This is a genomic window from Confluentibacter flavum, assembly GCF_002843175.1.
Taxonomy (GTDB): Bacteria; Bacteroidota; Bacteroidia; order Flavobacteriales; family Flavobacteriaceae; genus Confluentibacter; species Confluentibacter flavum.
The window spans coordinates 104,235-117,005 of the sequence record NZ_PJEO01000051.1; the positions used below are offsets into that span (position 1 = coordinate 104,235).

The 12,771-nt window shown below is 32.3% G+C and carries 13 protein-coding genes; 2 read left to right on the top strand and 11 right to left on the bottom strand.

The annotated features are described in order from the left end of the window. Window position 1 precedes the first annotated feature (1 nt). The gene (gene murA / locus CSW08_RS14195) at window positions 2-1,312 is read left to right on the top strand and encodes a UDP-N-acetylglucosamine 1-carboxyvinyltransferase (protein WP_106660531.1); all 1,311 of its coding nucleotides are present in this window, start codon (window positions 2-4) and stop codon (window positions 1,310-1,312) included. Here murA and CSW08_RS14200 read toward each other — a convergent pair. The 7 genes from CSW08_RS14200 to CSW08_RS14230 all read right to left on the bottom strand — a co-directional run bounded on the left by CSW08_RS14200 (window position 1,290) and on the right by CSW08_RS14230 (window position 8,414). Then, complete coding sequence (locus CSW08_RS14200) at window positions 1,290-2,408, bottom strand: PIN-like domain-containing protein (protein ID WP_106660532.1); 1,119 nt, start codon at window positions 2,406-2,408, stop codon at window positions 1,290-1,292. The two genes, murA and CSW08_RS14200, sit on opposite strands and share 23 nt — an antisense overlap. Beyond that, window positions 2,405-4,687 (bottom strand): DUF262 domain-containing protein, encoded by a 2,283-nt coding sequence (locus CSW08_RS14205; protein ID WP_106660533.1) that lies wholly within the window; start codon window positions 4,685-4,687, stop codon window positions 2,405-2,407. Before CSW08_RS14205 ends, CSW08_RS14200 begins: the two co-directional genes overlap by 4 nt. A 292-nt stretch (window positions 4,688-4,979) precedes the next feature. Next, a complete protein-coding gene (gene arsB / locus CSW08_RS14210; protein ID WP_106660534.1) occupies window positions 4,980-6,026 on the bottom strand; it encodes an ACR3 family arsenite efflux transporter in 1,047 nt (348 codons plus the stop codon). Window positions 6,027-6,028: 2 nt separating this feature from the next. Continuing rightward, window positions 6,029-6,646 carry a low molecular weight phosphatase family protein gene (locus CSW08_RS14215; RefSeq protein ID WP_106660535.1) on the bottom strand — a complete coding sequence of 206 codons (618 nt, stop codon included), beginning with the start codon at window positions 6,644-6,646 and terminating at the stop codon, window positions 6,029-6,031. Between the two features lie 30 nt (window positions 6,647-6,676). After that, entirely contained in the window at window positions 6,677-7,144 is a 468-nt protein-coding gene (locus CSW08_RS14220) for a DUF6428 family protein (protein WP_106660536.1), read from the bottom strand. A gap of 57 nt (window positions 7,145-7,201) precedes the next feature. Further along, window positions 7,202-7,531, bottom strand: a complete 330-nt coding sequence (locus CSW08_RS14225) for an ArsR/SmtB family transcription factor (RefSeq protein ID WP_106660537.1) — start codon at window positions 7,529-7,531, stop codon at window positions 7,202-7,204. A 130-nt stretch (window positions 7,532-7,661) separates the two neighbouring features. Beyond that, the gene (locus tag CSW08_RS14230; RefSeq protein ID WP_106660538.1) at window positions 7,662-8,414 is read right to left on the bottom strand and encodes a hypothetical protein; all 753 of its coding nucleotides are present in this window, start codon (window positions 8,412-8,414) and stop codon (window positions 7,662-7,664) included. A gap of 125 nt (window positions 8,415-8,539) precedes the next feature. On the opposite strand from CSW08_RS14230, the gene CSW08_RS14235 reads away from it, so the two are divergent. Continuing rightward, the gene (locus CSW08_RS14235; protein WP_106660539.1) at window positions 8,540-9,406 is read left to right on the top strand and encodes a PPK2 family polyphosphate kinase; all 867 of its coding nucleotides are present in this window, start codon (window positions 8,540-8,542) and stop codon (window positions 9,404-9,406) included. A gap of 123 nt (window positions 9,407-9,529) precedes the next feature. Here CSW08_RS14235 and tnpA read toward each other — a convergent pair whose 3' ends face one another. The 4 genes from tnpA to CSW08_RS14250 are packed head-to-tail and all read right to left on the bottom strand — an operon-like array spanning window position 9,530 to window position 12,728. Then, on the bottom strand, window positions 9,530-9,991 hold the full coding sequence (gene tnpA, locus CSW08_RS14240; RefSeq protein WP_106660540.1) for an IS200/IS605 family transposase: 462 nt from the start codon (window positions 9,989-9,991) through the stop codon (window positions 9,530-9,532). 56 nt (window positions 9,992-10,047) lie between these two features. Beyond that, the gene (locus CSW08_RS18145) at window positions 10,048-10,197 is read right to left on the bottom strand and encodes a hypothetical protein (protein ID WP_157831503.1); all 150 of its coding nucleotides are present in this window, start codon (window positions 10,195-10,197) and stop codon (window positions 10,048-10,050) included. 17 nt (window positions 10,198-10,214) lie between these two features. Next, on the bottom strand, window positions 10,215-11,399 hold the full coding sequence (locus CSW08_RS14245) for a DUF1624 domain-containing protein (protein WP_106660541.1): 1,185 nt from the start codon (window positions 11,397-11,399) through the stop codon (window positions 10,215-10,217). Between the two features lie 6 nt (window positions 11,400-11,405). Further along, on the bottom strand, window positions 11,406-12,728 hold the full coding sequence (locus CSW08_RS14250; RefSeq protein WP_106660542.1) for a DUF418 domain-containing protein: 1,323 nt from the start codon (window positions 12,726-12,728) through the stop codon (window positions 11,406-11,408). Between the last annotated feature and the right edge of the window lie 43 nt (window positions 12,729-12,771).

The following is a 12,771-nucleotide window of genomic DNA, read 5'->3' on the forward strand; positions in this document are numbered from 1 at the left end:
TATGGGAACATTTAAAATTGAAGGAGGCCACCAACTAAAAGGAAGCATTCAGCCTCAAGGAGCCAAAAATGAAGCGTTACAAATTTTATGTGCCGTACTTCTTACTCCAGATCTTGTCACCATTAATAACATTCCAGATATTGTTGATGTTAATAAACTGATAAGCCTACTTAAAAAGTTAGGGGTTAAGGTTGAAAAAATCAGCAAAGGGACGTATACGTTTCAAGCGGATGAGGTTAACTTAAAATATTTGGAATCCGACGAATTTAAAGAAGATGGTCGTGGGTTACGTGGTTCGATTATGATTGTGGGCCCGATGTTAGCCAGATTTGGTAAAGGTTACATTCCGAAACCGGGAGGTGATAAAATCGGACGACGTAGATTAGATACCCATTTTGAAGGCCTTATTAATTTAGGAGCCAAATTTAGATATAATAAAGAAGAGCAATTTTACGGTGTTGAAGCCGATAGATTAAAAGGCGCTTATATGCTCCTTGAAGAAGCTTCGGTAACGGGAACTGCCAATATTGTGATGGCTGCGGTGCTTGCCGAAGGCAGAACCACTATTTACAACGCTGCTTGCGAACCGTATTTACAGCAATTATGCAAAATGCTTAACCGCATGGGCGCACAAATTAGCGGTGTAGGTTCTAATATGTTGGTTATTGATGGTGTTGAAACATTAAGCGGTACGCATCATACCATGTTGCCCGATATGATTGAGATTGGTAGCTGGATTGGTTTGGCGGCGATGACTAAAAGTGAACTGACCATAACCAATGTGTCTTGGGACGATTTAGGCATCATACCAACCGTATTTAGAAAATTGGGCATCACCGTTGAAAGACGTGGTGACGATATTCATATTCCGGCACATACCGATGGTTATGAAATACAAAGTTTTATTGATGGTTCTATCTTAACCATTTCCGATGCGCCTTGGCCAGGATTTACACCCGATCTATTGAGTATTATTTTGGTAGTGGCGACACAAGCTAGAGGTAGTGTGCTTATTCACCAAAAAATGTTTGAAAGTCGTTTGTTTTTCGTGGATAAATTGATTGATATGGGTGCCAAAATTATTTTATGCGACCCGCATCGTGCTACCGTTATTGGGCACGATTTTAAATCGACTTTAAAAGCGATGACCATGACCTCGCCCGATATTCGTGCTGGTGTATCGTTATTGATTGCGGCCTTGTCTGCTAAAGGCACATCAACCATACAAAACATCGAGCAGATTGATAGAGGTTACGAGAATATTGATGAACGTTTACGTGCTATTGGGGCTAGGATTGAGAGGTTGGAGTAGTTTTGTTTATTTCAATTAGTTTAATTTTATATTCTGATAATTTAGAAATAAATTTTGAATTAAACCTTCTTTCTAAATCTGGTATGTTAGGTAAAGTAATGTTTAAAAAGTGAGTAGTTTCATTTTTATCAGATTCTGTTAAAATATTGTAACCAGTATTTTTTATATCATTTGTTAGTAAGTGTATATCTTTAATATCGCCCTGGAGAGTTAAATAAATTTGAATAAATTTTTTATCTATTCTTATTATATGTTCATAATTTTTCACTTCTTGAATTACATCTTCCCCAATTTTACTTTCTAAGTATTTATTTGAGTATTCAAGAAATTGAAAAGGTTTATAAAAATGAATATTTTTTTTAGTTTCTAATCGAAATTCTTTTAATAATTCAGGTCTTGGAGAAATGGTTTTTCCTTGATGTTCGAACCACCAGTCTTCTTTTCTATCATCTAAAACAAAAATAACATCAATTGTTTCATCTTTTGATTTTTTAATAATCTCTTGCCACAGAAAAAAATCTCCATAGCGTTCATTTTCGGGTTTTTTTAAATCGCAATATCCTGGAGGTATTTTATTTTTATAACGTCTTTCTCCTTCTTTTTGAAATTTATTAATTTCTTCTGAACTAAGTTCATTTCCTATTTTATCCTCAAAAACAAGGTTTAGTTTATCTAAAACTAGATCAATTTTTAAACTATCATCATATTCTTTAATTCTTTGTTCAATTTCTATATTTAAATCTTTTTTTATTGAGACTATTCTTTCTGTCAATGCTTTTGAAAAGAATGGATTTCTATTTTGATTTTCAATTTCTTCAATAAGTAAATGTATTTTTTTTTCAAAGTCCAAATAATTCTTTTTTTGATCACTTATAACATTCAGCCTATTTTTATTAAACTCTAATCCGACTTGAAAAGGAAGCCAGGTTCTTTCCTTGAGCATAGTTATTATATCGATAAATTCATTTGAAGTGTTTTGAGAATATCGGTATAAATTTAGTAACACACTGGTGTCAAAAACAAAAATTGCATCTTTCCACAATTCAGATAAGACTTGGTCATCAAGTGGAAAGTATTCTTGAAAAACTTTTTTCATTTTGCTGTATATTTATTCCAAAATGAGTTTATTTTATTCTCAAATTTATCTTTACTATCTATCATGTTCATTAATTGAAATAATTCATGTAATTCTTGTCTTATACTAATTTTATTGAGTTTTATTGATTTTAGAGAAACTTTTGAAATGAAATGCCAAAGGGCATAGAAACTTTGCTGCGTCCTTCTACCAGAAGATGAAACATTAAAAATTGTTTCAAGATTCTTATTTAATATATCAATACTATCTTGCTCACCATCATCTTCAACAATGGATTTAACTTTAAAAATAAAATTGTTTTTTAAATCTTCACATGATATTAATAAATCATACTTATTTTGTGGGTTTTCAAGAATTTTGGTTATTTCTGTTTTTGATCGTATTCTAAAATTGATTTTATCTCCAATTTTATAATATTCTAAAGGGTAATTTGAACTATTTGTGTCTTTTCTTTGGAAATATTCGAGATATATCAAGGCAGTATATAGATTTTCATTTTCCATTCTTTTATTATTTTTTCTAAAATAAAACCAATCTTGATTTGATTTTAAAATAGACTTGACAGTTTCAATTATTTCCTTATTTATATAGGAATTCCACATTTCAAATGTATTCTCTTTTATTGGATAAGGTTTGCTATTTAATCTAAGAAACAAATCAATCGGTTCAAAATCTTTATTATATCTGTGATTAATTTCAATTATCCACAAATCAAAATTGTTTATTTTTTTGATTTGCTCTGGATCTAATTTGTCTATGTTTTTTCCATGTAAAGATGTAAGAATACCATTTTTTAAGCTTAAAGAATAGCCATGTTTATTAGATATTTGTTTTACATTATTTTCATCTAAATATTCCTTTTTCAAAAAACCTAAAATAGATAAAAGTCTTTGTTGTCCATCTAAAACTTCTGACACACCGTCTTCTCTCTTATAAACAAATATTGGAGGTAATTTAATTCCAAGTAGAATACTTTCAATTATCGCTGATGATTTATTTCTGTTCTTTACTTCTGATCTTTGGTACGGTGGGCGTAACAAAAATCTTTGACGTTCCATTTGCCTACAAATATCAACAATAGTGATTGAAGATGGTTCTGGTTTATTAATTCTTAAATCATCAAAACTAGTTTCTACTTGTTGGGGGGTTATATCATCTCTTTCCTTGTTTATTTTTTTAAATTCAGTAGTAGTAATTAAATAATCATTAAAAGAAACTTTTAGTTTTTCATGAAAATAGTTGCCAATTACGGTATATCTACTTAATAATTCTTTAGAAAAAGAACTTCTATCCATTTCAAATACACCCTTTTGATTATTAATAAATTCAGCTAAATCCTTAATGAAATTTTGATTAATATCAACTAAAGAGTTTTTATTATCCTCAACTATAGATAATGCCCAAAAAACACATTCAGAAACTAATCTATTAAAGAAGAAATTTTTTGTGGTTATCTCGCTTTTTAAGCGTTTTAAAATATTTATTTTAACTAAAAATTTACTAAATACTTCCTCTATATTCGATTCATCAATTTGTGATGATAATATTTCATAATATTTTGATATAACAGTGTCTTTTTTAATTGCATAATATTTTATAGGTATTTTGTGTTGTACTAACAGCTGTCTTACTTTTTTAAGTAAAATTTGCATGTTGCTTTTGTCAAAATAAAATAGGTCTTGTAGTTCAAAAAAGATTATTTTATCAGCTTTTAATTTTTCTTGAATGAAAGAATTTAAATCATCTTCAAAATAAAAGGCTTTATCAATTTCAGTTGGCTTCAAAGGGGTTATTCCAGAATTATACCGTTTAAAAATTTCTTTTTTCACAATATCCTCTAAGGCATCCATAGTTGATGATTTTGTATGAAAGCTGAATTCAATAATCCTTAATTTTGTATCCCAAAAATCATCCCTTAAGCCTCCAATATCTTTAAAATTTTTTGTTGCAATTCCTATTTTGTTTAGTTTATGTAACCCTGAATGCTTTAACTTAAATTCATCTTTAATGAATCTCAGAATTGTCTGATATCTTTGTCTACCATCAATAATCTCTATTCTATCACCATTTCTAAAATAAATTATAGGAGGTATTTCAGTTCCCAGTAAAATACTTTCTATGAAATATGTAGCTTTATCATCATCCCAAACATAATTTCTTTGATAATCTGGATCATATTTGGTATTTCTTAAAGTTTCCTCATTATTAAAGAGGGTTTCAATAGATACCACTTTTGGTTCAATTTTTATTAGATTTTCAAAAATTTCATTTGTATTCATCAATCAATGTTTAGTTTTCAATTATTGGGGTAAAGCGAATTTATGTTTTTTACTACAAAAATTTGTTATAAGGGAAAAAAGTTATAAACAATTGATAAACAACCTATCTCGATACAAATTTGTTTCGCTCGCTCCACAAATTTACTCTAATTGACATTTGAGTTATTAATTATGTTTTCAGTTAGTTAGCCTGTCATTTCGAGTGAAATAGTGAGGCACGAAGTATTTTGTATCGAGAACCTTAGTACAATAAGCTTCCCGATACATTTTATAGAATTATTTTTTATTTTACTTAAACCGTTTTTAGGTAATACTTTTTCCTTAACCAAAAGGACACCTTAACCAATAGAATTAAGGCAGGCACTTCCACCAAGGGGCCAATAACGCCTGCAAAGGCTTGCCCAGAGTTGAGTCCGAATACCGCAATGGCAACTGCGATGGCTAATTCAAAATTATTGCCTGCCGCCGTAAAGGCGACTGCCGCCGTTTTATCATATTCGGCACCCGTTGCTTTAGTGACAAAGAACCCAATGATGAACATGACCGTAAAATAGATAAGCAATGGCACGGCTATGATTAAAACATCCATCGGGATTTCAACAATTAATTCACCTTTTAGCGAGAACATCACAACAATGGTAAACAAAAGTGCTATTAAGGTTATTGGCGAAATGGTGGGGATAAATGTTTCGTTGTACCAGATTTCGCCTTTTAGTTTTACGAGTATCAACCGACTTAAAATGCCCAATGCAAATGGGATTCCCAAATAAATAGCCACACTTTCTGCAATGGTGGCGATGGAAATATCTACAATGGCTCCTTCAAACCCAAAATAGGGTGGTAGCACCGTTATAAAAATCCAAGCATAAAAACTATAGGCAAACACTTGAAAAATACTGTTTAATGCCACCAAACCAGCACCATATTCGCTACTGCCATCGGCAAGGTCGTTCCAAACCAGCACCATGGCTATACAACGCGCCAAGCCAATTAAAATGAGCCCCACCATATATTCTGGGTAATCCCGCAAAAACGTGATTGCCAAAATAAACATCAACACCGGACCAATGATCCAATTGAGGATTAATGATATCGATAGAATTTTTGTGTTGCGAAACACCTTTGGCAACAAGGCATAATTGACCTTCGCCAATGGTGGATACATCATTAAAATAAGTCCGATGGCTATGGGAATGTTTGTCGTGCCACTATTAAAGGAGTTAATGATCTCGGGGAATGATGGCGCAAAATAACCAATACCAACGCCTAATGCCATGGCGATAAAAATCCATAAGGTTAAATAACTATCTAAAAAGCTCAATTTTTTATGTGTCGCCATGTTTAAAGACTGATTTTAGAGAATACGTAAAACAACTCGGTAGCGATTTGTAAACTACGCTCATTATATTTTTCAGCTTGTTGCGGTGTGCCGTCAAATGCCTTGGGATCTTCAAACGTGATGGGGATGCGCTTTTCTGCACCTACAACAAACGGGCAGGCTTCGTTTGCCGAATCGCAAGTCATGATGGCTGCAAAGTCTGATTTCGGATTAAAATCATCATCCAGCTTTTTAGAAAATCCAATAATAGGATGTGCATTATCTGCATATTTGATGCTGTAAATGGGATTGTTTCCTTCTGAAATGGTTTTTATTTGAAAACCTGAGCTTTCTAATGTTTTCGCTGCCATAGGAAACAAAGCTGTAGCTTCCGTGCCGCCCGAATAACAAAATACATTTTTTATATTGAAATGGAACGCTAAGGTTTGTGCCCAAACTTGCGATAAATGACTTCTGCGTGAATTATGCGTGCAAATGAAATTGATACGAATCTCCTTATTGTCATTGACTTTTGTTTGAACGAAATCAATCAATGGTTGTAAGGTTTCTTTGCGTTCCTTGGAAATAGTTTCAACCTTTAATGTGGCAATGATACTTTCTATTTTTTGGAATACTTTCATGCTGTATTGGCTTTTTTATATGAGACTTTCTTAGCAACATCCGCTGTTTGGTGCACAACACGCTTCAGCCTTGATTTCCGAAAGTTTTACTTTTGGTTTTTGTGAAGGCACGCCACAGTTATCTTTTGCCAAGCAATCGGTTTGTTTTGTAGTCAACAAAAAGTTAGTACCGTCAAAATCCAATCCGAATTTTCCAATGGTGTCTCCCTGATATTCTACTTCAATTTCTAAGTCTGTAATTCCCAAAACTTTTTCTGAAAGTTCAATGATTTTTAATAACTTTTCTGGATGTAACCTATGGTCGTAATCGTTGGCATTCCATAATTGGAAGTTCACGATTTCTTCGTTACGAACGGTGCCACCACAATCTATAAAGTGTTTGGTTATTTTACCAACTTCGGTCACATGAAAATGGTTAGGCACTAAGTCGCCATTTGGTAATTGAAAAGCTATTTTGCTTGATTGATTTAGTAGGGTTTTAATTTCTGATAGTTTCATAATGTGAGTATTTATTTGTTTATTGCGATGATACGATTAATGATATTAAATTTTTTTTTAGCAACACGTTCCTTTAGTGATATCTTGATCTAAAAATTGAAACATGATGTTTTTCATTTTGGCCCAATTATCGGTGTCGATACAATAACACACGCTGGTACCTTCTACGTTTCCTTTAATAAGCCCTAAATTTTTTAGTTCTTTTAGATGTTGGGAAATAGTGGGTTGGGCAAGTCCGATTTCAGTAACTAAATCACCACAAACACAAGCATTTGTTTTAAATAAGTGCTGTAAAATGGCAACTCTTGCGGGATGACCGAACACTTTTGCTATGAGGGCAATGTCGTTTTGTTGGTCGGTAAACATGTCTGTTTTAGTTAAACCCATAATCGTTTATATTGTTTCATTGCAATATTACGATTAATATCTTAATGAACAAATTTTTTTAATGATTTTTTGTTTTATTAGTCTCAAAAAAGTTAAAACGGAGACATCCCCTTAGTTTTATAATAAAAGACTATTTTCTATCACACAAATTTAACTGTGCTAAATAATGTGATGTTAATCCTTTCAGGCTATTTAAATAATACGATTTAATGTCTTCAATGCTTTTTTCTGAAACATCGGTATTTTTTTCTTCTAATTTTATCAGGGCATGATTACAATTGCAGACTTTTAGAGCGTTATTATAGCTTTCAATATTGGATGAAATAGCACTTTTATATGAATTAATCAATTCTTCTTTTTTAAGTTGTAATGCCATGTCATTCTGTTCTGCCATTTTTATTTTAATTTCTTCCGCTCTGCGTTTTAGCTCTTCTTGTTGTTGTTTTAATTTTTCTTGTTCGATTTGTAAAGAGGTCAGTTGTGCGTCACGGTCATTATTAACTTGAAAGTCTTTAGTTGGAACGGTACATTTATCAAGTTCTGTAACACTTTGCTGTGCAATATCCCTGGCTCTTTTAACAAAAAAACGTCCATCTTCATAAGTTTCGGAACTTTCAACTTTACTTAGGAGTTGAGCAGCTTCGTATGCCATATCAAAAGCAGTTTCACAACCACACTCTTTTAATTTTTTCTTGGAACGCTCAAACACCTCTAAAGATCTGTTTGCGTAATATTTTAAATGGGATATATTATTTGAATTGTAGGAGGACTTTACGTGGGAATAGGCGTAAATCAAATCCGAGTTAGCACCATCACAAGCTGTTTGTCCATAAAAGGCCAAAGAAGATAATGCAAAGCATAAAAAAAAGTAATGTTTTTCCATAACATTTGGGTTTAAGTTAATAAGTAGGTAGGTCAAATATATTAAAACCCTAATTAATAAGAATGTAGTTCGTCGAATATATATTTTAGTATATTTAGGAGATATAATCAAATAAATAGTAAAAGATGGAGTCTGTAAACATAAATGATTTTAAAATCACCTCAAGCATATCCGTAAAGGATTTACAAACAAAAATGGTAATTGACAAGGCTGAGAAAGAAATTGAAGATATAAGGAAGAAGCTTGGCGATATCCAAGATACCATGTATGCACATGGAAAATATGCCGTTTTAGTTTGTTTGCAAGGTATGGATACAGCCGGAAAGGATAGTTTAATCAGGGAGGTTTTTAAAGATTTTAATGCTAGGGGCGTTGTGGTACATAGTTTTAAAACACCTACCATGCTTGAACTAAGGCACGATTATCTATGGCGTCATGCAGTGGCACTGCCAGAACGAGGTAAGTTTAGTGTTTTTAATAGAACCCATTATGAAAACGTTTTGGTCACTCGTGTGCATCCATATTATATATTGGGTGAAAACATTCCAACGGTAAATTCTATTGAGGATGTGAATGATGCTTTTTGGCATAAACGTTTTGAACAAATAAACAATTTTGAAAAGCACATTGCCGAAAACGGCACCATAATCTTTAAGTTCTTTTTAAATCTTTCTAAAGATGAACAACGCGATAGGCTATTAAGGCGTTTGGATAAAAAAGAAAAAAATTGGAAGTTTTCTCCAGGCGATTTAGAAGAACGAAAGCTTTGGGACAATTACCAAGTGTGTTATGAAGATGCTATTAACAGGACAACTAAACCTCATGCCCCTTGGTATAATATTCCAGCAGATGATAAAGATTCCGCTCGCTACATTGTTGCTAAAATAATGTACGATACCTTAAAAGAATATACCGATATTAAAGAACCTGAACTAGATGATGATATTCAAGAGAATTTAAAAATGTATATAGAGCAGTTGAAGAATGAGTGATTTTTTACGGATGTTTCTAATGAATTTTATCATTTGGTTTTAGATTATTTTGTCCCGTTAGGGACTTTATCTTGGCAGCTTTTATGCGTTAAAATGGTTTTGTGCCTTTAGGCACAAAATATATTATTGTACAGATTTTAAAATATAGCGTTCATCAAATTCAATATTGAATGCTTTCAATAATTGTAAGTATTCATCTTGAAATGTTATGGATTTATGATAATGCTCCTGGTTTTTAATGTAATTTATCACATTGGGCACCTCCGATTTGGCATATGAAAAAGCTCCGAAACCTGCTTGCCATGAAAACTTATCATTTACAAATTCTTTATTGTTTATCCATTTTGATGAATCCTGTTTTATTTGTTTCATCAAATCTGAAAGCGATTGTGTAGGCCGCATCCCAAACAGAATATGAATGTGGTCTGGCATTCCGTTTATCTGCAATACTTTATGCCCGTGGTTTTGGATGATTCCCGTGATGTATTTAAACAGTTCATCTTTCCATTCTTTTTTAATCAAACTTTGTCTGTTTTGCACCGCAAAAACGGCTTGAATATGTATTTGTGTATAGGTGTTTGCCATAATTGCGTGTTTATATCTCGTACCTAAAGGCACGAGGATTTGATTTTGTATGTATTCTAGCTACCAATATGTCGTCCCTGACGGGACATAAAACGGTTTTTCCAAATACTACAAGCAAAATTTCGCCAATGGCATATTTTACGGTAGTTAGTGGTTTTGCCTTCTGCCAATAGTTTTTTATGGATGTCTCTGAAGAGTTTTATCATGAATCTTCTTTTTAAATTTACAAATAACTCAACCACCATTTATCTTTATGAGTTGCTTTATAAACCATGTACTTTTTACAAAATGGGAATAGAAATAATACAATTCCTATCCACACCAAATAAACAACAAGTAACGAGTAACCATAATTTATAAGTTTAGCATTTGCAAAGACGTCTTGTGTTAAAATCATATCACGCCAATGGCCACCAAAAACGAGTATTCCTAATATTGCAAAAGCGTGGATGACTAAAACATGCAAGAAGTAATAGAATAGTGGCACACGCCCAAAGACTAAAAAGAAATCGGTTAGTCTAGTTTTTACAGTTTCAATAACATATAAAAATAATAATGAAGGACCAATGGTTATTAAAATATATACTAAAGACGGCGGATATTTTGTCACATTAAAAAATGATAAAATGGTTTTTGTTGTTGTATCTTGTATTGTCCAAGGCTCTAAATCGCCATACATATTAATGCCCCTTAAAACAAAGAAAAGCGCTAAAGCACCTAGCCCCAATCTTAATAGCCATTTCTGTCTTAAAGTAGCATCAAAATCTTTCTTATAAAGAGTTCCAAAGCAATAACCAAGTGCCATAACTCCAATCCACGGAATTACAGGATAATGTAAAAAAATCATAAAATCTGGATTTGGGGTTAAAGTTTGTTGTTGATGTAATATATACCACATGACGGACTGAAAACTTTGACCTTGCATCACAATGCCATCCAATAGATTATGCCCTGCAATCAGTATGATGCTAATAATTAAAATAATTTTTTTAGGAAGGTAAATGAGAATGGATAAGCACACCATACTGAAACCAATAGCCCAAATGACTTGGAATATGAGAAGGCTATAAGTAAAATCGAACGTCCAAATAAAGGTGTTGACTACTATTTCCAATAAAATTAGCCAAAGACCTCGAGTAAATAAAAATTTAAACAGTTCTAGTTTTGTTTTATTGTTTCCATATAAAAATGCTGAAGTACCCGCTAAAAAAACAAAAACAGGTGCACAGTAATGAGTTATAAACCGTGTGAAAAACAAAAGCGGTGTTGTGGTTTCTAAATTCGTTGGGTCGTTAAAAAACGATCCATAATAAAAATAATCTCTAACATGGTCTAATGCCATAATGACCATTACTAAGCCCCTTAAAATATCGATGGATTCAATTCTGGCGGATTTTATTTCAGACATATAGGGTTAGTTAATTGTTTCATGTTTTATAACTTGTTTTTTCAATAAATGCTTTTTTTGGTAACTTAAATTTCTCCAAATCCATTCTAATGGATCAAATTGAAAATATCTTAACCAAATAGGACTGCTAATTAATTGAAAAATCCAAATAGAAAAAACAATGTATAATAATTCATGGCGTTGAAAGGTTCCAAACAATCCAAATCCAGCCCCAGTAAAAATGAACATAGAAAAAATAGAGTGCATAACGTAATTGGTAAGAGCCATTTTACCAACAGCAGAAAGGCTGTTTTTTAACCAGTTTAAAATAGGTAGTTTGCAAAATAGCATGATGAGTCCTACATGCCCCATAGAAACAGTTGTTTTTCCAATGTAATACGTTAGAAACGATTTTGAAAACCCAAGATATGAAAATCCACTTTTAATGATTAGGTTGATTTCGTAATAATTAATCATTAATCCAATACCATAACCAGCCAACACCATTAAACCATAAAACTTAAAAGATTTTTCTGAGGATAATATATTCAATTTAAAGAGTGCAATACCTATAAGCATCATGCTCAATACATCCCAAACATCATATCTATAAGGATCATTTTCATTATAATGTCTGTTAATGGGAGCCAAAAAAACGACAATGTCCAAATAACCTTTACGCATATTAGTTACATATTTTTCAATAGCTTCGGGAGATTTTTCATATTCAATTTTTTCCCATTTATCATTAGCTTCTTTTAACTCTTTAGTTAACTCTTTTCCTTCCGTTTTATATTGCTGTACTGTTGAAACTTCTTCTAAAAATTTTAAATCATCATTGTATCTGCTGAATTCCCATAATGTACCAATTGAAATTAATAGGACTGCAATGAGTATTAATTTTTTCGGTGACATTTTTCTGAAAGAGAATACCAAAAAACCCATTAACGCGTAGTTGTATAAAATTTCGCCAGTCCACAACAATAAATAACCGTGTATCAAACCGAAAACCAATAGCCAAGTAAGTCTTCTAAAATAAATATTTGCAGCTTGAATTTCAGCCCCTTTTTTCTCGAGTCTATCAAGAAGAATAAACATACCAACGCCAAATAAAAGTGAAAATAATGACCTCATGGTGCCTTCAAAAAGCATATTGGTAGTAATCCAAGTAGTTAAATCCCATCCCGTTGAACCACCACTAACGGTAGGGTCTTCATAGGCTCCTGCGAGTCCCATACCGTTAATGTTCATTAATAATATCCCAAATAAAACAATCCCTCTCATAATATCAAGGGATTGTATCCTTTCAGAGAGTTTTAGAGGATTTAGTGAGGTGTCTGTTGTGGTCATATTGGTTAGTTATTAAAATCGGATGTATTTAAATTATTAATTT

Bases quoted from the DNA above. Each gene is read 5' to 3' on its own strand.
- murA (WP_106660531.1), top strand. From the start codon at position 2: ATGGGAACATTTAAAATTGAAGGAGGCCACCAACTAAAAGGAAGCATT.
- CSW08_RS14200 (WP_106660532.1), bottom strand. From the start codon at position 2,408: ATGAAAAAAGTTTTTCAAGAATACTTTCCACTTGATGACCAAGTCTTA.
- CSW08_RS14205 (WP_106660533.1), bottom strand. From the start codon at position 4,687: ATGAATACAAATGAAATTTTTGAAAATCTAATAAAAATTGAACCAAAA.
- arsB (WP_106660534.1), bottom strand. From the start codon at position 6,026: ATGGCGACACATAAAAAATTGAGCTTTTTAGATAGTTATTTAACCTTA.
- CSW08_RS14215 (WP_106660535.1), bottom strand. From the start codon at position 6,646: ATGAAAGTATTCCAAAAAATAGAAAGTATCATTGCCACATTAAAGGTT.
- CSW08_RS14220 (WP_106660536.1), bottom strand. From the start codon at position 7,144: ATGAAACTATCAGAAATTAAAACCCTACTAAATCAATCAAGCAAAATA.
- CSW08_RS14225 (WP_106660537.1), bottom strand. From the start codon at position 7,531: ATGGGTTTAACTAAAACAGACATGTTTACCGACCAACAAAACGACATT.
- CSW08_RS14230 (WP_106660538.1), bottom strand. From the start codon at position 8,414: ATGGAAAAACATTACTTTTTTTTATGCTTTGCATTATCTTCTTTGGCC.
- CSW08_RS14235 (WP_106660539.1), top strand. From the start codon at position 8,540: ATGGAGTCTGTAAACATAAATGATTTTAAAATCACCTCAAGCATATCC.
- tnpA (WP_106660540.1), bottom strand. From the start codon at position 9,991: ATGGCAAACACCTATACACAAATACATATTCAAGCCGTTTTTGCGGTG.
- CSW08_RS18145 (WP_157831503.1), bottom strand. From the start codon at position 10,197: ATGATAAAACTCTTCAGAGACATCCATAAAAAACTATTGGCAGAAGGC.
- CSW08_RS14245 (WP_106660541.1), bottom strand. From the start codon at position 11,399: ATGTCTGAAATAAAATCCGCCAGAATTGAATCCATCGATATTTTAAGG.
- CSW08_RS14250 (WP_106660542.1), bottom strand. From the start codon at position 12,728: ATGACCACAACAGACACCTCACTAAATCCTCTAAAACTCTCTGAAAGG.